The organism is Marinobacter flavimaris, assembly GCF_045057155.1.
Lineage (GTDB): Bacteria > Pseudomonadota > Gammaproteobacteria > Pseudomonadales > Oleiphilaceae > Marinobacter > Marinobacter manganoxydans.
Window position 1 is genome coordinate 292,938 of sequence record NZ_CP171359.1, and the last position, 19,205, is coordinate 312,142.

At 57.1% G+C, this 19,205-nt stretch carries 20 protein-coding genes; 10 read left to right on the forward strand and 10 right to left on the reverse strand.

The window, feature by feature from the left end:
• Positions 1-75 precede the first annotated feature (75 nt).
• A complete protein-coding gene (locus ACGK9W_RS01530) occupies positions 76-528 on the reverse strand; it encodes a YaiI/YqxD family protein (RefSeq protein WP_405418848.1) in 453 nt (150 codons plus the stop codon).
• Positions 529-812: 284 nt separating this feature from the next.
• Between ACGK9W_RS01530 and ACGK9W_RS01535 the strand changes: the two genes are divergently transcribed.
• Positions 813-1,385 carry a histidine phosphatase family protein gene (locus tag ACGK9W_RS01535; RefSeq protein WP_273071173.1) on the forward strand — a complete coding sequence of 191 codons (573 nt, stop codon included), beginning with the start codon at positions 813-815 and terminating at the stop codon, positions 1,383-1,385.
• 40 nt (positions 1,386-1,425) lie between these two features.
• Positions 1,426-1,764 carry a zinc ribbon domain-containing protein YjdM gene (locus tag ACGK9W_RS01540; protein ID WP_405418850.1) on the forward strand — a complete coding sequence of 113 codons (339 nt, stop codon included), beginning with the start codon at positions 1,426-1,428 and terminating at the stop codon, positions 1,762-1,764.
• Positions 1,765-1,767: 3 nt separating this feature from the next.
• On the opposite strand, the gene ACGK9W_RS01545 is transcribed toward ACGK9W_RS01540, so the two are convergent.
• A complete protein-coding gene (locus tag ACGK9W_RS01545) occupies positions 1,768-2,487 on the reverse strand; it encodes a tellurite resistance TerB family protein (protein ID WP_092030228.1) in 720 nt (239 codons plus the stop codon).
• Between the two features lie 226 nt (positions 2,488-2,713).
• On the opposite strand from ACGK9W_RS01545, the gene ACGK9W_RS01550 reads away from it, so the two are divergent.
• Positions 2,714-4,990, forward strand: coding sequence for a putative bifunctional diguanylate cyclase/phosphodiesterase (locus ACGK9W_RS01550; protein WP_405418852.1), 2,277 nt, complete (start codon positions 2,714-2,716; stop codon positions 4,988-4,990).
• Positions 4,991-5,085: 95 nt separating this feature from the next.
• Entirely contained in the window at positions 5,086-5,595 is a 510-nt protein-coding gene (locus tag ACGK9W_RS01555) for a copper chaperone PCu(A)C (RefSeq protein ID WP_405418854.1), read from the forward strand.
• Positions 5,596-5,635: 40 nt separating this feature from the next.
• Here ACGK9W_RS01555 and ACGK9W_RS01560 read toward each other — a convergent pair whose 3' ends face one another.
• Together ACGK9W_RS01560 and ACGK9W_RS01565 are read right to left on the reverse strand one after the other, a co-directional pair.
• A complete protein-coding gene (locus ACGK9W_RS01560) occupies positions 5,636-5,812 on the reverse strand; it encodes a DUF2897 family protein (protein WP_075267673.1) in 177 nt (58 codons plus the stop codon).
• Between the two features lie 64 nt (positions 5,813-5,876).
• A complete protein-coding gene (locus ACGK9W_RS01565; protein WP_273082365.1) occupies positions 5,877-6,707 on the reverse strand; it encodes a zinc-dependent peptidase in 831 nt (276 codons plus the stop codon).
• Positions 6,708-6,853: 146 nt separating this feature from the next.
• On the opposite strand from ACGK9W_RS01565, the gene ACGK9W_RS01570 reads away from it, so the two are divergent.
• From ACGK9W_RS01570 to ACGK9W_RS01585, 4 genes are all read left to right on the forward strand, one after another.
• Positions 6,854-7,525 carry an SDR family oxidoreductase gene (locus ACGK9W_RS01570; RefSeq protein WP_405418856.1) on the forward strand — a complete coding sequence of 224 codons (672 nt, stop codon included), beginning with the start codon at positions 6,854-6,856 and terminating at the stop codon, positions 7,523-7,525.
• Between the two features lie 113 nt (positions 7,526-7,638).
• The gene (locus ACGK9W_RS01575; protein ID WP_014576339.1) at positions 7,639-8,679 is read left to right on the forward strand and encodes a diguanylate cyclase; all 1,041 of its coding nucleotides are present in this window, start codon (positions 7,639-7,641) and stop codon (positions 8,677-8,679) included.
• A 22-nt stretch (positions 8,680-8,701) separates the two neighbouring features.
• Positions 8,702-9,157 (forward strand): CopD family protein, encoded by a 456-nt coding sequence (locus ACGK9W_RS01580; RefSeq protein WP_405418859.1) that lies wholly within the window; start codon positions 8,702-8,704, stop codon positions 9,155-9,157.
• Positions 9,158-9,182: 25 nt separating this feature from the next.
• Positions 9,183-9,653: a MaoC family dehydratase gene (locus ACGK9W_RS01585; RefSeq protein ID WP_092030219.1), complete on the forward strand. Its 471-nt coding sequence runs from the start codon at positions 9,183-9,185 to the stop codon at positions 9,651-9,653.
• A gap of 18 nt (positions 9,654-9,671) precedes the next feature.
• On the opposite strand, the gene ACGK9W_RS01590 is transcribed toward ACGK9W_RS01585, so the two are convergent.
• Complete coding sequence (locus ACGK9W_RS01590) at positions 9,672-10,526, reverse strand: PA4780 family RIO1-like protein kinase (RefSeq protein WP_053114677.1); 855 nt, start codon at positions 10,524-10,526, stop codon at positions 9,672-9,674.
• A 106-nt stretch (positions 10,527-10,632) separates the two neighbouring features.
• On the opposite strand from ACGK9W_RS01590, the gene ACGK9W_RS01595 reads away from it, so the two are divergent.
• The gene (locus ACGK9W_RS01595; protein WP_092030217.1) at positions 10,633-11,493 is read left to right on the forward strand and encodes a DUF6544 family protein; all 861 of its coding nucleotides are present in this window, start codon (positions 10,633-10,635) and stop codon (positions 11,491-11,493) included.
• A gap of 22 nt (positions 11,494-11,515) precedes the next feature.
• Here the strand turns inward: ACGK9W_RS01595 and ACGK9W_RS01600 are convergent, their stop codons facing one another.
• The 4 genes from ACGK9W_RS01600 to ACGK9W_RS01615 form a co-directional block, all read right to left on the reverse strand.
• Positions 11,516-11,935, reverse strand: coding sequence for a universal stress protein (locus ACGK9W_RS01600; protein ID WP_092030216.1), 420 nt, complete (start codon positions 11,933-11,935; stop codon positions 11,516-11,518).
• A 138-nt stretch (positions 11,936-12,073) separates the two neighbouring features.
• Positions 12,074-13,456, reverse strand: coding sequence for a sodium-dependent transporter (locus ACGK9W_RS01605; protein WP_092030214.1), 1,383 nt, complete (start codon positions 13,454-13,456; stop codon positions 12,074-12,076).
• A 56-nt stretch (positions 13,457-13,512) separates the two neighbouring features.
• Positions 13,513-14,700, reverse strand: a complete 1,188-nt coding sequence (locus ACGK9W_RS01610; protein WP_405418862.1) for an aromatic amino acid transaminase — start codon at positions 14,698-14,700, stop codon at positions 13,513-13,515.
• A complete protein-coding gene (locus ACGK9W_RS01615) occupies positions 14,693-18,211 on the reverse strand; it encodes an indolepyruvate ferredoxin oxidoreductase family protein (RefSeq protein WP_338355188.1) in 3,519 nt (1,172 codons plus the stop codon). The genes ACGK9W_RS01610 and ACGK9W_RS01615 overlap by 8 nt, the downstream gene beginning before the upstream one ends.
• A gap of 157 nt (positions 18,212-18,368) precedes the next feature.
• Here ACGK9W_RS01615 and ACGK9W_RS01620 point away from each other — a divergent pair, with 157 nt between their 5' ends.
• Positions 18,369-18,848 (forward strand): Lrp/AsnC family transcriptional regulator, encoded by a 480-nt coding sequence (locus ACGK9W_RS01620; protein WP_014576349.1) that lies wholly within the window; start codon positions 18,369-18,371, stop codon positions 18,846-18,848.
• A 68-nt stretch (positions 18,849-18,916) separates the two neighbouring features.
• On the opposite strand, the gene ACGK9W_RS01625 is transcribed toward ACGK9W_RS01620, so the two are convergent.
• Positions 18,917-19,123 (reverse strand): cold-shock protein, encoded by a 207-nt coding sequence (locus ACGK9W_RS01625; protein ID WP_008176018.1) that lies wholly within the window; start codon positions 19,121-19,123, stop codon positions 18,917-18,919.
• Positions 19,124-19,205: the final 82 nt, after the last annotated feature.

Sequence of the window (19,205 nt, forward strand, 5' to 3'; positions counted from 1 at the left end):
AGGCCCGCGTTGAGCCTGAAAATAATAAGGCGGGAAGGGTAGCGGATCTGCCCGGGTTTTAAAATAGAATCATTATCAACTGCGTTTGTTTCTTTGCAGCCAGCGGTCAAGCTTGTCGGCAAATTCCTTGCGGTCGGTCTGGCAGAAAGGGGCGGGGCCTCCGGTGACCTGGCCGGCATTGCGCATTTCTTCCATAAAGTTGCGCATGGCAAGGCGCTGGCGAATATTCTCTTTGGTGAAGGCCTGGCCGCGGGGATTGAAGACGTCGGCGCCTTTTTCAATGGCTTCGGCGGCCAGGGGAATGTCCTGCGTGATCACGAGATCGCCTTCGTGCATCTGGTCCATGATTTCGTTGTCGGCCACATCAAAGCCCTGGGGGACCTGTCGGCGCTTGATGTAAGGGCTCGGTGGCAGGGTGATGGCGTGGTTGGCGATGAAGGTGGTGTCGATTTGCCAGCGGGTGGCGGCGCGGCAGAGGATTTCCCGGATTGGAACGGGGCAGGCGTCGGCGTCGACCCAGATTGGCATGGTGTTTCCTTCTGTTTGCGTGGTTCTGTGCAGAGTTTACCTTTTGTTGATATGAGCCTGATAGATATTGCTCGCGTATCTCTTGCAAGGCTGCGGACATTGGTGCTGGAGGCATTGGGAGCCCCCTTCCAAAAACCGCTACGAGCACGTCCATGTGCGCTTGTTTCAGGCCATCCTTGGCCTTCAACATTTTTGGAAGGGCTCTCCCAATGCCTCAATCGGACATCGTCAGTTCATCCGCGCACTGCACAGCTGCATAGGATTTTTTTCAGGAGGTAACAATTATGCTTGCCAGATCTATCCTAACCGCATTTCTGGCGGTCGCCATGTGTTTCAGCGTTTCCGCCGCCGATAACAACGAAGAAGCCTGGGAGGCTCTGAGAGACGGACGGGCTGTTCTGATGCTTCGCCATGCCTTGGCCCCGGGGACCGGAGATCCTGGCAACTTTGATATCAACGATTGCAGCACCCAGCGGAATCTGAACGACGTCGGTCGTGAGCAGGCGCGGGCGTGGAAGCCGTTTCTGGCGGACCATGGTATTACGGACGCGCGGGTGTTCAGCAGTCAGTGGTGCCGTTGCATGGATACCGCAACCGGGATGGACATGGGGAAGGTAACGGAGTGGCCGTCGCTGAATTCTTTCTTTCGCAACCGTGGCGATGGTCCGGCGCAGACGCGGCAGACGATTGCTCTGGTGAATGAGTTGGAGGACGGGGCACCGGTGATCATGGTGTCGCATCAGGTGAACATTACGGGCCTGACCGGGATTTTCCCTTCGTCGAACGAGGGCGCGATTATCGCCCTGCCTCTTTCGGAAGATCCGACGGTGCTGGCGAGGGTCTCGCCCGGGCGTTGATGGTATAATCCTGCGCCCATTCAATTAACAGGAAATGATAATGTCGCAGCTTCCGCCATGCCCGCAGTGCAGTTCCGAGTACACCTATGAGGACGGCGTTCAACTGGTTTGTCGCGAATGCGGGCATGAGTGGTCTGAGGCGGAGGCTGCGGCGGCTGACGCCGCGAAGATGATTCGCGACGCCAACGGCAATGAGCTTCAGGATGGTGATACGGTTACGGTCATTAAGGATCTGAAGGTAAAGGGCTCCAGTTCCGTGGTTAAAGTTGGCACCAAGGTGAAGAATATCCGCCTGGTAGACGGCGATCATGATATCGACTGCAAGATCGACGGTATTGGTGCCATGAAACTGAAATCGGAGTTCGTCAAGAAAGCCTGACGACTACCCTGCTGTTGCACTCTGGATCTGTTGTTCCAGTTCCCTGGCAAGACCCGGGTCGAGCTGGAGGGCGCTGGCGAGTTGATCCAGCCAGGCCCGCTCCATGGGGTTCTGTTCGTCGATCATGACCGCACTGACGATGTAGATTTCCCGGCTGGCCTGGGGTGAGTCGGCATTGCGTGCCAGGGCAGTGGCGTCCAGAGGGGCGTCGAACTGCTGCTGAATCCAGGCGTGAAGTTCGTCATCTGGCCCCAGTTTTTCAATCTCCTGGGTAAGCAGCGCGCGTTCGTTGGCGTCTATGTGGCCGTCAGCGCGGGCTGCCATGATCATGGCCTGGAGTATTTCAAGTCCCCGTTGTTCCTGCGCCTGGCCCTGCAGTTGCTCCAGTGGCTGGCCCTGCTGTGCCAATGCCGGTTTCGCCGGGCTCTGACTGTTGGTCTGATAGTTCTGATAGGCTTTCCAGGCCAGGACACCCACGCCTGCCAGGGCACCGTATTTGAGGGCTTTGCCGCCCATCTTTCGGCCGCGCTTGGAACCCAGCATCATGCCGAGGGCTCCGCCGCCCAGCAGGCTCTTTACGTCGATGCCTGAACCGGATCCCTGGCTGCCCTTGAGTTGACTGCCAAGGCTGTTCATCATTTTGTTGACGTCCATGCCACTACCCTGGGACTGGCCACCCTGAGCCTGCTTCATTACCTGGTTCAGTACAGACATCACGTTCATAAACACACTCCTTTAAGATCGACTGCCGTTCAGCTTTTCAGAATAGTACACCCGATACCCTGATCGGTGATGGACGCGGAATTACTCTGTTGTCACGAATCGACGCATTTAGTTCCATGGGAATTAACAGCCTACAAATTAGCGGTAAATAGTAATGCGCTTTTCAGGCTCTCCCGTATACTGACGCAAAGCCGTTGTTCAACCTCCCGAATTTCTGGAACTGCTTTTGGCAATTCTCAAACGCAATCTTTGGACACTCTTCGCTCTTATCCTCCTCGGTGGTGTGTTGCTCCTCAGTGTCGTTCTGTTCTTTCGTTGGCAGGGCCTTATTTCGGACGAGAAGCTTTACCAGACCGCCCGTGTCGAGCTGGTTGCTCAGTCTGTCGACAGTATCCTGCGAACCCAGGAGCTGGTTCTCGATGTAATTGGCCGCGAGTTGCTCAATCAGGACAACCTCCTGTCAGGCAGTCGACAGATCCCCTTGCTCGACAGCATCCTCGCCGCCAACCCCATGCTCGTGGGCTTTGGGTTGGCCAGGCCGGACGGCACGCTGGTTCGTGTCAGCACCAACCTCGATCTGTCGACTCTTCCAAATCTGAGAACCGATCCCGAGACCCGTGGCAGTTTCCTGGGAGCACTGTCTTCCGATGCGATGGTCGTGGGCCGGACCTATTTCGTAGACGCCCTGGGCGCGTGGGTTATACCGATCCGAAAAGCGATACGTTCCCCGAGTGGGGAAGTCGTTGCAGTCATGACAGCCGGCATGCGGCTTGATGGCAGTGGTTCGGTTTTCGGCAAGACACTGCATGACGGCGACTCTGACACCGTAATGTTGTTCCGGGAAACCGATGGCTATGTTCAGTTCATGTCGGCTGACGGCATTGGCCCGCAACAGTATTCGCAAATCCGGGTGCCGATGGACCAGAGGGAGATAAATCGGGCAGCGTTTGAAAAGGAGCTCGGCAAGAGCGTAGAGGAGGTCATGCAGGGCAGTGATTCAGTGGTTATCCGAACCCGACGCCAGGGTGAGGATTATCTGACGGCTGCTGTCTTCAACGCCCGTTACCAGTTGTGGTCCATCTCGGAAACCCGGTTCGCTCCGCTTTACCGGGAATTTCTCCAATCCCTGTTGCAGTATCTGCTGACTTTCCTGGTTTTCGGGATTGTTTTCTACAAGGGGTTCCGGATTATCGACAACGCCGAGAAGAAGCGGCGTCTGGAGCTTTCTTACCTCTCACGGCACGATGATTTGACCGGGCTGTTGAATCGCAATGGGCTGCTGGACCGCCTCGACAACCTGGTTCCGGATAGAAAACCGTTCTGCCTCATTGTGATCAACATTGATAACTTTAAAGGCATCAATGACCGGTTTGGGCTGGAGACCGGCGATGAAACCCTTCTGGAATTCGGTCGTCGGCTCGCCGAACTGGTTGAAAGCCGGGACGATCTTGCCCGGCTCGGTGGCGACGAGTACGCCATTGTGACCCCGAACACCAATCTCGACGATGTTGAAAAAGCCTGTGTGTCGCTGGCCGGCAACCTGTCCCGCACCTTCGAGGTGGGCCGACTGAGGTTGCAGGTAACGGCGAGTATTGGTGTGGCCTGCTTTCCGAATGACGGAGATTCCCTCAGCAAGCTGATTCGAAGTGCCCATCTTGCGCTGTACGAGGCGAAACAGAGCCGGAACGACGTCTGCATTTACCGCAGCGAGATGGAAATGGCCTATCTTCGCAGGCTGTCGGTCGAGCAGCGTCTCAGGTATGGCCTGGCATCGGGCTCACTGTACATGGTCTACCAGCCTCAGGTAGATCAGACCGGAAAAGCGGTCGGGCTGGAAGCGCTTGTTCGCTGGCAGGATGAGGAACTCGGCTTTGTTTCGCCCGCGGAATTTGTCGAGGTCGCTGAAAAAAGCGGGCTGATGGTTCCACTCGGGCGCTTTGTGCTTGAAACCAGTATCCGTGAATACAGCCTGTTTCGTAACGAGGTCGGCGGTTCCGTGGACCTGTCTATCAACATCTCTGTTATCCAGTTTCGCCAGCCAGACTTTGTTGAAACAGTGCTTGAGGTTCTGGCAATGCACCGTGTGTCGCCTGGAGAGCTGGTTCTTGAGATCACCGAGAGCCTGTTCATGAGTGACTTTGAGAGAGTGCTGAAAACGATCGAACGATTGCGAGAGAAAGGGATACGGATCTCGATGGACGATTTCGGAACGGGTTACTCCTCGCTCAGTCTTTTGCGTAAGCTGCCGCTTGACGAGTTGAAAATCGACAAGAGCTTTGTCGACACCATTCTGGAAGACGAAAAAGCCGCGAACATGATCCGGAGTATTATTGCCATTGCCCGGAGCCATAACATGGAGCTGGTTGCCGAGGGTGTTGAAGAGGAGGCCCAGGCCAGCGCCCTGGTCGAGATGGGCTGTCGACGTTTTCAGGGTTATTACTTCAGTCGTCCGGAGACCCTGGACAGACTGAAAGCGAACCCGGCTCTCGCCATCGGGCATTGACCCGGTCTGCGACCATTCGTCGCACTGAAAAGCTTGGATCCGGGACCTACCCTTTCTATCCTTTGGTTTTGAACCATCGACAAGGAACACTGGACATGAAGTATTGCCTGAGCGTGTTTGTGCTGGCACTGGCCCTGGTTGCCCCGACAGCATTTGCCCATGATTACAGCCATGGCCCGGTCACGGTCGATCATCCCTGGAGTCGGCCTACACCGCCTGGCACGCCCATGGGCGTGGGTTACATGAGTATCTCCAACAGCGGCAGCAGTGATATCACCCTGGTTGGGGCCGCAACCCCGAGGGCAGGTAACGTATCGATCCATGAGACCAGCATGCACGATGGTGTAATGCGAATGGCACCGGTCAAGGGCGGGCTCGCCATACCGGCAGGTACCACCGTGGAGTTGAAGCCCCACAGCTTTCACCTGATGCTGGAGAAACTGAAAAGTCCGTTGCGCGAGGGTGAGAGCATTCCATTGACCTTGACTTTTGAGGGTGCCGACGAAATGCAGGTTGAGCTGAATGTCGAGTCGCTGGATGGCGAGATGATGAAAAGCGAGAGCGTGGATCACTCGGGCAAAAGTATGGACCACAGCGGACACTGATCGAACGTGCCCAGGGCAGTCTTTGCGGCTGCCCCCAAACCTACCACTCTCTGTCTTCGGCGCTCTCCTCGGCCTCGATCTCCGCCTTCCGGGCCTGGATTTTCTTCATCTTTTCATCGGAGATTTTCATGCTGTGGGCATTGTCACGCAGTATCATCAGGCTGCCCACGATCAAGGCAAGGGCAACAACTATGAATATCCATCCTATGGCTGGCATGTAAACCTCCACCAACTGATCCGCTTTCCTACATAGTGGACCACGCATTGATTTGCCACAACTGTCATGCATCCTCCCAGAAAGCCGTTGGATCGAGCCGGTAATACCCTTGCAGGGCCTTGTAGACCTCGGGCTGTTCTCGCTTGAGATGGCGCGGCTGCTGGAAAAATGCCTCGGTCAGCACTGCGAAAAATTCTGCCGGTTCGGTAGCGCCGTACGGATCAAGCCAGGATCTATGGTGGTGCCGGAGGGAATGCCTGAGGTCTTCGTAGGCCGTCGTCATGGAACTTTGCCAGTGCCGGGCCTGCTCTCCACTCAGCGGCGGTGCCCCGTCTGCGGTGCCGTCCAGGTAGTCCAGCTGGTGTGCAAACTCATGGAGCATGACGTTATGGCCGCTGTGCGGGTTCCGGGCGGCCTCCTGACATTCTCGCCAGGCCAGCACCACCTGGCCCCTGCTTGAGGCCTCGCCGGCCCGTATTTCATTACTTTCGCTGACAATCATGCCATCGCTTTCAATGTCTCTGACGTGATAGGCATCGGGATAGACCAGAATGCTGCTTACCTCGTCAAAATCTGAATAGGGGCGGGCAAGAATCAGCAAACAAGCGTGGCCGGCAATGGTCACTCTCACCGCGTCGTCCACCTCAAAGCCGTCACAGCCATAGAATTCTTTCTCGGAGAGAAAAAGCTGGACCCGTTGCTCCAAGGTTTGCTTGAGGGCTTCAGGAAGCCGTCGGTAAAGCGGAACGTTCGCATCAAGATGCTCGCGCCAGGATGTTGGAAAGGGGGCTCTCAGTTCCCGTTCCCTCCGCCAGGCGCGGTAGAAGAAGAGGTAGAATACGGTTGCCGCGATCAGGGTCACTGCGAAGACTGCGAAAACAAGTGCTGCTGACATGCTGCTCCCGGCGACCATTGATTGAATTACCCCGTATCTTACAGAAAAATTGGATCTGCACGCAGTCAGGGCCCGTATTGCTGGTTGTTCTACAGTGCAGGGGATGTGAAGCTGCATGAACCGTATTGATCGTTGAGGAGGCTGATATGTCCGATGATTCCACTGTTGTAATCACCGGGGCAAACCGGGGCATTGGTCTGGAGCTCGCCCGGCTCTATGCAGGCCGCGGCTGCTCGGTGATCGGCGTGTGCCGGGAGGCCTCGCCGGAGCTGGAAGAGGTTGCGGCGAGGATCATCGACAGTGTCGACGTGACGACCAATGAGGGTGTGGCAAGGCTCGTGGCCGGTCTTGAGGGCCAGTCCATTGATCTGCTGATCAACAATGCCGGTCTGCTGCAGGACGAGAAACTGGGCAGTATCGATTTTGATTCCATTCGTACGCAGATGGAAATCAACGCCTACGCTCCACTGAAAATTGCTGAAGCCCTGTTTGAAAAAATCCCCTCCGGAGGCAAAATCGCCAACATCACCAGCCGCATGGGCTCTATCGCCGACAACGACTCTGGCGGCCGCTATGGGTACCGTGCTTCAAAGGCGGCGTTGAATGCCTTTGGCAAGTCCCTCGCGATGGATCTGAAACCGAGGGGTATCGCGGTGGCCCAGCTGCACCCGGGTTATGTTCAGACCCGAATGGTGAATTTTGGTGGGTTGATTACTCCGGAAGAATCGGCAAAAGGCCTGGCAGAGCGGATTGATGGCCTCACCTTGGAGAATACCGGGTCGTTCTGGCACAGCAACGGCGACGAGCTGCCGTGGTGATCCTGAAAACATTTTCATTTGTTTGCATTGGAGTGAGGCAGGATTCTGTTTTAACGAGTACTCTTGTTACCTAAAAAGGAATTCTGCTGTCTATGAAAAGTGCGAGTGCTCCAATGAATTATGAGCCTGAGCGGGAGCGCAGGCCCCAGTTCTGGCGTTTGGCCATGCGATGTGCCCAGATCGCCGGAACTGTAGATGTCATCTTTTTCTTTCTTTTTCATGCATTGGGTTCGCCGGTTCTGGCATGGATCAACGTGGTTAGCGTGGCCATGTATGCCGGCGCCTACTACGCACTCAAATACCATAAAAACAAGATTGCGGTCGTACTGATCTGGGCGGAAGTGCTCGGACACGCCGGCCTCGGTACCGTTCTCATCGGCTGGGAGAGCGGTTTCCATTACTACCTTCTGATGTTCATACCGGCGATCTGCGTTTCCGCGTCCCGAAGATGGGCGGTTTATGCGCTACTCACTCTCTGGGGATACTACGTCGCGCTCGATGCCTTGATGTGGTACATCGAACCGTTGCAGCCAATCCCGCAGACAGCCCTGAACATAGTCCATCTGTTCAATCTGAGCGTGGTCTTTGCAATGTTCAGTTACCTGGCTTCCTATTACCTCAGCATGGTTGTTTCGGCACAGCGCAAGCTTCGCGAAATGGCAACAACGGACTCATTAACCGGGCTTTTCAATCGCCGTCATATGACCTACCTGGCTGAAAAAGAGGTATCGCGGTTCCGGCGCAGCGGACACCCGGTCGGTTTCCTCCTGCTGGATGTCGATCATTTCAAGTCGATTAATGACGCCTTCGGACATGAAGCCGGTGACAGGGTACTCGGCTGTGTTGCCGATGTGATCCGGGAAGAGTTAAGGGCTCAGGATCTGATAGGTCGATGGGGTGGTGAGGAGTTTCTGGTCATTCTTCCGGATACGAATGCTGATAAAGCGCAAGCAAGCGCGGAGCGGATACGAAAGGCGTTTTTGGCAAGAGACTGGCGCGCAGTTATCGGCGGTGATATCGATGTTACGATCAGCATCGGGGTAAGTGAGCTGCGAACTGGCGAAGACCTGAGTGCCGCGGTCAGCAGGGCTGATGAAGCTCTTTACCGCGGTAAAACGGGCGGCCGTAACCGGGTAGAACTGGAAACCATCTGAAGCCAAAGCAAGGGGTAGGTTTATGAGTCTGGCAATTGCACTGCATGTTCTGTCCGCGGTTATCTGGGTTGGCGGTATGTTCTTCGCCTACATGGCGATGCGTCCGGCCGTGGTTGAGGTGGTAGAGGCCTCCCAGCGTGGCCATCTTTGGTCGAAGACGCTTGAATGGTTCTTCCGCTGGGTCTGGCTCGCGGTTGTGCTGCTCCTGGTTACCGGCTACTGGATGATTTTCAGTGTGTTTGGCGGAATGGCCGGTGCTGGCTGGCACATTCATGCCATGCAGACGCTCGGGCTGGTGATGATGCTGCTCTACTTTCACGTGTATTTTGCGCCTTTCCGACGGCTCAAGCAGGCGGTTGCAGACAAGGATCCGCAGGCTGGTGGTGTTCAGGTGGGAAAGATTCGCCGTCTGGTCGGTATCAATCTGATTCTCGGCCTGATTGTGGTCGCCATAGGGTCTGGCGGTCGGTACCTGTAAGGCTGAGCGATCGGGGACCGATACCATGTCTGATATTCGAAAGAGAGCCATTGCAGGCCTGAAAGCCGGCGATTCGTTTACCCTGGTGCGTACGTTCACCGAGGATGAGACTCTGTCCTTTGGCGAAATCAGCCGAGATCAGAATCCGGTTCACTACAGCGATGAGTTTGCCCAGGCCAAGAACCTGCAGGGAAAGATCTGCCATGGCTTGCTGGTTGGCGGGATGATCACGGAAGTGGGTGGGCAGATTGGCTGGCTGGCGTCCGGGATGAATTTTCGCTTCCGCCGGCCAGTGTATTTCGGGGATACCGTCACCTGTGTATTCACCATCACCGAAGTCGATGCAAGGAATAGGGCCAGGGCCGAAGCGGTGCTCTCGAATCAGCATGGTGAGCCGGTTATCGAAGCCACGTTAACGGGTGTTCTACCCGGGCCGAAGGAACAGCAGTTGATGTCAGCAATGATCAGCGAAGAGAGAACCACGTCTGCCGGCTGACCAGCACCGGCTAAGGCGTCAGTCCTCCTCGGCGTCCCTCATCCGTTCCTGTCGCTCCCACTCTTCCTCTTTTGCCGCATCGATGATTTCCATCAGTTCGTCGACGTTGGCAGCGGTGTCATCGTGCTGGAAGCAGCCCGTGAGCTTGCTGTCCGGGTGCAGGTCGCCTGACTCGTAGAGCGCCCAGATCTCCTTGCCATAATCGGTGTTCAGCAGTTCCGGCGCGAAGCGTCCGAAATAGCGGCGCATATTGTCGACGTCGCGCTCCAACATGCGTTCCGCGTTGTTATTGCCGGACGCATTGACGGCCTGGGGAAGATCAATAATGACAGGACCGCGGGCATCGACCAGCACGTTGAATTCCGACAGATCCCCATGGATCAGACCGGCGCTCAACATACGGACAACCTCTCGGATGACCTGGCCGTGGAAGTCGCGGGCCTGTTCCGGGGACAGGGTGACATCATCCAGCCTGGGCGCGGCCTTGCCATCTTCATCCGCCACCAGCTCCATCAGCAGTACACCGTCCACGAAGCCCAGAGGTTCGGGAACCCGGACACCGGCGGCGGCAAGCCGGTAGAGGGCATCCACCTCGGCGTTGAGCCAGGCATCTTCCTGTTCCTTCTGGCCGTACTTTGTCTTCTTGCTCATGGCCCGGGCTCGACGACTGTTCCGGACCTTTCGTCCTTCCTGGTATTCCACCGCCTGCTTGAAACTCCGCTTTGTCGCTTCCTTGAAGACCTTGGCACAGCGCGTCTGGTCTCCGCAGCGCACAACATAAACCTGGGCTTCCTTGCCGCTCATGAGCTGGTAGAGCACTTCGTCCACCATGCCGTCATCGACAAGTGGTTGTAATCTTTTTGGTACTTTCATAAAACCTTTCAGGCTGACAGTGAGTCGGGCAGCCACGTTCGTTGATCTGGAACAAGGCCGGATTCGGGCAGGGCAGGGACAATGACTGCTACGGAGCATAGCTTACATGAAAATCTTTTTCCTGATCCTGTTGATTCTGGTGGTTGCAGTCACCGTCGCCCTCTGGTTTTGGCGTCAGTCTGACCACACCGCAGACCGGGCTGTCATTACCGGATTGGCAACGCTGCAGCCGGCTGCCCCGGAGCGCTTTGATCTTGCTCTTCTTGAGGGTTTGCCGGAGCCAGCCCAGCGGTATTTCCGTTACACCATTCAGCCTGGTACCCCGCTCTATACCGTGGCCCGTATCTCTATGAACGGAAAATTCGGTATGGGCAATCGGGAGTCGCCCGACTACGTGCACATGCAGGCCACCCAGGTGCTGGCCATGCCGGAAGGGTTTATCTGGAAAATGAGCGCCCACAGAGGCCTGCTCGGGATTTCCGGCTCGGACACTGACCAGTGGACGCGGTTCTGGCTGATGGGCCTATTCCCTGTTGCCCGGGCGGGTGGTGATGCGGATCATGCCCGTTCGGCATTCGGCCGTTATGTGGCAGAGGCGGTTTTCTGGACGCCGGCTGCCCTGCTGCCGGGGCCCGGCGTTTCCTGGAAGCTGGTCGATATAAACACGGCCAGGGTGGTTGTTCGTCATGAGGGCATGGAACAGGCAGTGGATGTTGTCGTTGCCGGCGACGGCCGGCCGCTCCAGGTGAGTTTTGACCGGTGGACCAATGCGAATGCGGAAAAAGTCCATCGCTTGCAGCCCTTTGGCGGCTACCTGTCAGAGTTTCGGGAGTTCGAAGGCTTTGTATTGCCGACCCAGGTGGAAGCCGGGAACTTCTTTGCCACGGAGGATTACTTTCCCTTTTTCATTGCCAGGGTAACGGGAATTGAATTTCCAAAGCATGACGCAACAGGGCATCCGGAATAGTGTCTCGGATGCCCTGTTATCTTTACCGAACGACGAAAACCGAAATATCGCTGTGTTTAACGATATTGGCGCCGTTCGAATGGAGAATGTGTAGCCGGTCGCCAATCCCCGGCGGATGTGAAGCCATCACTACCAGATCTGTCCCGGTTGTTTTGATCGCCTCAAGCAACTTGTCTTCAAGCTCCACGGCGGTATCAGCAGATTCAATCACCATGCTGTCGGTACTGATCCCGTGGGATTTTCCCTGCTCCTCCGCAAACACCCTCAGTTTCTCTGCGAGTTCTTTCGGGTTGTGCGCGGCCGCTCCCGGGGTGCTGTTGGTGACGGTCACATAGCACAGGGTGGCGTTGTAATGCTTGGCAATATCAATGGAGGTATTGAGCGCCTTCACCATTTTATCGGTATGGGCGAGGTCGACCGGAACGAGGATCTTGCTGTACATAAGAGTTCTCCTTTTCCGCATGCGATACAGACTTGGGTCTGTTGTCCTGAATTCAGATTGGCAGTGCCCTGTTGGGTATGTCAAAAAAAGCCCGGTGAAGTTCACCGGGCTTTTGCGGTTGGAGAAGCCGGGATGGCCTTACAACAGGTTGTACAGGAAAACCACGGCGATACCGGCAGGCGTCAGATACCGGAGTACGAACATGAATGCCTTATAGCTGCTTCCTTGCAGACCAATATCGGCTGGCAGACTCTCACGTTTCATTGCCCATCCGGCAAACAGCGCAATGGCGAGTCCGCCGAGAGGCATCATCAGGTTGGAGACGAGGAAGTCGAGCAGGTCGAAGACCGTCTTGCCCTCGAAGAACGGAATAAAGCCAAGCGGGTGCACACTTTCCCAGACGTTGAAGGACAACACGGTACCGATACCGATAAACCAGATGGCGAGCCCGCCACCAATGGCGCTTTTCGCTCGACTCACGCCTTTGTGTTCTTCCAGCCATTCGACCACCGGTTCCAGCATGGAAATGGCCGAGGTGATGGCTGCTACCAGTAGCAAAGCGAAGAAAATGGTGCCGAACAGCGCACCACCACTCATCTGGCCAAAGGCCAATGGCAGGGTCACAAAGATCAGGCCGGGCCCTGCCCCTGGTTCAAGGCCATTGGCAAATACCAGGGGAAAGATGGCCAGCCCCGCGAGAAGCGCAACGCTGGTGTCCACGACGGCAATGGTCATGGCGGTCCGCGCAATGTTTACGGTTTTTGGCAGGTAGGAGCCATAGGCCATCAGAACACCAATACCGATACTGAGCGTAAAGGCGGCGTGCCCCAGGGCAGTCAGAACCCCCGCCGTTGTCAGTTTGCTGAAATCCGGCGAGAACATGAAACTCACGGCCCGGCCAAAGCTGCCGCTGTTCATGGCATAGATCACCATGGCAACCAACAGCACGAACAACAGAGGCATCAGCATATTCACAGCTTTCTCAAGCCCCGAGCGAATGCCCCTGCCAACGATGAACACCACAATCACCATGAACACCGAGTGCCACATGAGCAGTTCCCAGGGGTTGGCAAGGAGCCCGCCGAACTGGCCGCCGATGGCTTCGGCATCTGCTCCGGTAAACAGCCCGGTTGCGGCCTTGCCGATATAGACCAGGGCCCAGCCGCCAATCACGGCGTAAAAAGAAAGCACCAGGAAGGATGCAATTACCCCGTTCCAGCCGATGGCTCTCCAGCCCTTGGCTGTGCCTTCACTTTTGGTCAGGGTGCGCATGGTGGCCACGGGGCTCTGGCCGCCGCGCCGACCAATCATGGTTTCGGCAATCAGTACCGGCACGCCGATCAGGAAGATACAGGCCAGGTAGATCAGAACGAAGGCGCCGCCGCCGTTCTCGCCAGTAATGTACGGAAACTTCCAGATGTTCCCGAGGCCAACGGCTGAACCAGCCGCAGCCAGGATAAAGGCCATCCGTGAGGACCAGAGGTTATTGGCCTGCTGGTGTGGTTGGGTACTCTCACTCATTCTTCTCTCCGGCTAATTGTTTTTGTCGGATTGATTGGTTGTTGTCGAAAAAGTATTTACTTGCCGAGCACCTCGCGCAGGGCGGAAGCGACTTGTGGCAAGACGTGGTCGTTCAAACCGGCAACGTTTACGCGGCTGCTTTCCAGCATGTAGATGCCGTGTTCCTTCCGTAACCGGCCCACCTGCTCCGGACTGATTCCGAGGAACGAGAACATGCCCCGCTGACGGGCGATGAAGTCGAAGTCGCCTACTGGCGAGAGTGCATCCGCAAAAGCGTGACGCAGATGCAGGATGCGCTCACACATACCGTTTAGCTCCTGTTGCCACTGGGCTCGCAGGTCGTCATCGCCAAGGATGGTCTCCACTATTGAGGCGCCGTGGGCCGGTGGCATTGAGTAATGCGACCGGATGACGCTCAGCAGCTGGCTTGTGGCGGCGGCATTCACGGTTGCGGTTTCCGAAACCAGGGCGAGGGCGCCGGTGCGCTCCCGGTAGAGGCCAAAGTTCTTGGAGCACGAGGCTGCGATCAGCATTTCAGGTAACGCACTGGCCAGGTGCCTCAGGCCAGCTGCATCCGCGTCCAGGCCTTCGCCAAGGCCCTGATAGGCCATGTCCACGAAGGGCAGCAGGCCTTTGCGCTGGATCAGGCTGGTCACTTCCTGCCACTGGGCCAGGCTCAGGTCCGCGCCCGAGGGGTTGTGGCAGCACCCGTGCAGCAACACCACGTCGCCCGCATCCGCCCGTTCCAGGGTTTCCAGCATGGCGCCGAAGTCTACCTGCAGGGTCTCTGGATTGAGGTACGGATATTCGCGAATAGTCAGGCCGGCGCCACCGAGCAACGGCAAGTGGTTGGCCCAGGTGGGCGTGCTGACCCAAACTTTTGTATCGGCTTTGCACAGACGCAGAAACTCGGCCGCCATACGCAGGGCGCCGCAGCCGCCCGGTGTCTGGATGACCGATACGCGACCGTCGCGGACCAGTGGGCTGTTGCTGCCCAGGATCAGCTCCGCCATGGCGCTGTTGAAGCCGGCGGAACCGGCAGGGCCCACGTAGCTCTTGGTGGTTTCGCCCTCAAGAAGGCGACGCTCGGCTTCGTGCACGGCGGCCATGATAGGCGTATTGCCGGCGTCATCCTTATAGACACCGATGCCCAGATCCACTTTGTCCGGTCGATCGTCTTCACGGAAGGTCTGCATCAACTGCAGGATCGGATCCTGGGGAAGGGGCTGGAGTGCTTCAAACATGATTGGCCTCCTCGTTAGCCTGTTGGGTGCGAATCAAGGTCGGGCGACCGGTATCCAGCGCCTTGATCAGCTGAGTCTGCTTTTCGCGAATGCTCTCCGCCGCTTGCTCCCGCACAGGGCCGTACCCGCGGACATCGGCAGGCAGCTCGGCAAGCTGCAGGAAGGTTTCGTAGTTGCTGGCGTTGAGCTCACGACCGATCCGGTCTACCAGGCTCTGATAATCCTTCAGCATGGCCCGATCCAGCTTGCGGTCGGCGGAATAGCGGAACGGATCGATTGCGGTTCCGCGCAGGCCGCGAAGTTTCGCCAGCAGCCGGAAGGCCCGGAACATCCAGGGGCCGAACCGGCGTTTTTTCGGGCGGCCCTGGGCATCGGTCTCGCCGCTGAGCAGGGGCGGGGCCAGATGGAAGTGGACTTTGAAGTCACCCTCGAAGGTTTCATTCACCTCTTTCATGAAGTCGGTTTCGGCAAACAGTCGCGCGACTTCGTATTCGTCCTTGTAGGCCATGAACCGGTACAGCTGCTGGGCTACTGCACGAGTCAGCAGCAGGTTGGTTTCACCGAGGGACTCCTCAGCCTTCCGGACCCCTGCAACTGCGTCCTGGTATTGGTCGGCCCAACGCTGGTTCTGGTAGTTGACCAGGTGCTTATGCCGGGTGTTGATGAGTTCGTCGAGGGTTGGTTCGGGTTTGACCTCAACCACCTGGGCATTACTGTCGTCCAACAGATCCGTGACTGCGCTCGGATCCACGGCTGCAAGCCGTCCCCAGCCGAAGGCTTCCTTGTTCCTGTCGATGGCGACGCCGTTCAGCTCAATCGCCTTCATCAAAGCCGCTTCGGACAGGGGCAGCAGGCCTTTCTGCCAGGCAAAACCGAGCATCATCACGTTGGAGAACACGGTATCGCCCATTAGCTTTTCGGCGATGCCATTGGCGTCCAGCTGATCAAAATGATCCTCGCCCACGGCATTCTTCAGTAGCCCAAGGCGCTTGTCGGCCTTCATATCGGCGTCGCGGAAGAGCACGTAGTCGGCAGTAGGCAGTTCCGCTTCGTTGGCAACGATCCGGGTGAGGTTTGGCCGGAGAACGCTCAGGGCCTTCTGGGAAGACGCTACGACCAGATCGCAGGCGATGACCGCATCGGCCTGGCCATTGCTGATCCGAACCTGATGGAGCTTGTCCGGGGACGGTGCCATACGAACGTAGCTCAGCACCGTGCCGCCTTTCTGGGCGAAGCCCATGAAATCCAGTACCGAGGCGCCGCGCGACTCCAGGTGGGCCGCCATGGTGATCAGCTGGCCAACCGTCACCACGCCCGTACCGCCAACGCCGCCCACCAGCAGATCATAGGAGCCGGTCATTTCCGGCAATTTGGGAGCTGGAATATCAGCCAGCTTGCGGGTGAGTACGGAGCCGGTGTCAACGCCGCGGGATTTGCGCAGCTGGCCGCCTTCGATGGTCACGAAGCTTGGGCAGAAACCGTTAACGCAGGAAAAGTCCTTGTTGCAGGATGACTGGTCGATCTTCCGCTTGCGTCCCAGCTCCGTCTTGCGGGGAACCACCGAGAGGCAGTTGGACTGCACCGAGCAGTCGCCACAGCCTTCACACACGTGATGGTTGATAAAGGCCCGCTTGGCCGGATCCGGGAACTGCTTGCGCTTGCGACGGCGGCGTTTCTCGGCGGCACAGGTCTGGTCGTAGATCAGTACGGTACAGCCGGGGATATCACGCAATTCCCGCTGCACCTGGTCGAGCTCGGACCGATCGTGGAAGGTGACGTCCTTGGGAAACAGGTCATGATGGCCATCGTATTTCTCGGGCTCGTCGCTGAGAACAACAACCCGATTGACCCCTTCTGCGGCCATTTGCTGGGCAATCCTGTCGACGGTGATCTGCCCGTCGACGGGCTGACCGCCGGTCATGGCGACGGCGTCATTGAACAGAATCTTGTAGGTAATATTGATGCCGGCAGCTACCGCCTGACGGATAGCCATGGAACCGGAGTGGAAATACGTGCCTTCACCCAGGTTCTGGAACACGTGGGGGTTGCCGGTGTAGCGGCTCTTGCCAATCCAGTTGACGCCTTCGCCACCCATCTGGATGAGGGATTCGGTGTTCCGGCCCATCCAGGACGCCATGAAGTGACAGCCAATGCCGGCCAGGGCCTTGCTCCCCTCCGGGACCTTGGTGGAGGTGTTGTGTGGGCAGCCCGAGCAGAAATAGGGCATACGCTTGACGCCGCCCGGATCCTGGGCGTTGGTCATGGCACTGATTTCAGCCATGCGCTCGCTGAAGTCCACCTCGAAGAAGCGACCAAGACGGGCTGCGAGGAAGCCGGCAACCAGTTTGGGGCTCAATTCGCCAACGTACGGGATCAGCGGGCGGCCCAGCTCATCCTGTTTGCCGGTAATCAGAACCTCGCCGGGACGGTCCGGCTCGGACATGTACTCCTTGATCTGGCTCTCGATAATGCCGCGCTTTTCCTCGATCACGAGGACTTCTTCCTTGCCGTGCACGAAGTCCAGGATGCCGCGGCGCTCCAGGGGCCAGACCATGCCCACCTTGTAGATATCCAGACCCATGTCCCGGGCCTTGTCTTCGTCAATACCGAGCAGATCGAGGGCTTCCAGCAGGTCAAGGTGCCCCTTGCCGGTGGTGACAATACCAAAGCGGGCTTCCTTGTTGTCGAACAGGCACCGGTCAATGCGGTTGGCCCGGGCAAAGGCCTGAACGGCCGCGAGCTTGTGTTCGATGCGGGTTTCCAGCTGCGGGCCGGGCAGATCCGGCCAGCGGTAATGAAGGCCGCTTTCCGGCGCGGTGAAATCGTCCGGAGTGACAAAATCCGGTGCTGGCGGAATTTCCACAGAAGCCGCGCTTTCCACGGTTTCCGAGATGGCCTTGAAGCCGACCCAGCAGCCACTGTAGCGGGAAAGGGCATAACCCCAGAGACCGAATTCCAGGTATTCCGCGATGTTGGCCGGGTTGATGGTGGGCATGAAGAAGCTCATGAACGCCACATCGGACTGGTGGGGCATGGACGATGACACGCAGCCATGGTCGTCGCCCGCCACCACCAGCACACCGCCATGGGGGGAGGATCCGTAAGTGGTGCCATGTTTCAGGGCGTCGCCGGCTCGGTCCACGCCCGGGCCCTTGCCATACCAGAGGCCGAATACGCCCTCTACCTGACGGTCTTCATCGGTTTCTACCTGCTGGGTACCCAGCATGATCGTCGCGGCAAGATCCTCGTTGATGGCGGGAACAAAATCGATCCGGTTCTCGTCCAGCAGGTCTTTCGCCTGCCAGAGTGCCTGGTCGACCGCACCGAGGGGGGAACCACGGTATCCACTGACCAGGCCGGCGGTATTCAGGCCTTGCTTGCGATCCAGGGCAGCCTGCATCAACGGAATTCGGACCAGGGCCTGTGTGCCGGTCAGGAACACCCGACCGGATTCCCGCAGGTAGCGGTCTTCGAGTTTGTAATCGTCGAGTTGTGGGGTATCGGCGGACATGGCGCCCTCCTTTTTGTCGATTTTATGACCAAAATTCTAGAGGTAAGTCCGCAAAAGGTGCTTGCTTATTGGAAGGAGGTTTTCAGGATTTGCGAAAGAATGTTTGATAAAAGACAATAAAGAGAAAGAACCTTTGATAAAAATCAGGTGTTACCAAATGAAACAGGTGGAGCTGGACAAGCTGGATCGGAAAATCCTATCGGTGCTGCAGCAGGATGGGCGCATCAGTAACCAGTTACTGGCCGAACAGGTGGGTTTGTCACCGGCTGCTTGCTGGCGCCGGGTGCGCACACTTGAGGAAAGCGGTGTGATTCAGGGATACAGCGCAAGAGTGGATCCGGAACGCATTGGTCAGGGGCTGTGCGTGCTCGTCAATCTGTCACTGCAGCGGCACAACATCGACAGCACGGCGGAGATTGAGCAGCAGGTGAGCAGTTATCCGGAGGTGCTTCAGTGCTTTGCGGTGACCGGTAATGCCGATTTCGTGCTCAGGGTAATCGTGCCGGATATGGCCAGTTACGACAGGTTCCTGAACGAAAAAATCTTTACCCTGCAGGGCATTGCCCAGGTGAATTCGAACTTTGCGTTGCGGGAGATAAAAAATACCGAGACGATCCCGGTGGAAGGTATTCTGTAGTTTCGGCAGGTAGCAACAACGAAAAAAGGCAGCCGAAGCTGCCTTTTTCTGAACGTGTCGTCTGTTATTTACAGAGCGACAACGTTTTCCGCCTGAGGACCTTTCTGGCCCTGGGTAACGGTGAACTCGACCTGCTGGCCTTCAGCCAGAGTCTTGAAACCGCCGCCCTGAATAGCGCTGTAGTGAACAAAAACGTCCGGGCCGCTTTCGCGAGTGATAAAGCCAAAACCTTTTGCTTCGTTGAAAAACTTAACGTTGCCGGTAACTGTAGACATAGTATTCTTCCTGATTTCAATCATTTAATGTGCCGTCACGTCATCTTGTTGATGGCTGATCGGCGGTATGCGGAAACAAAAA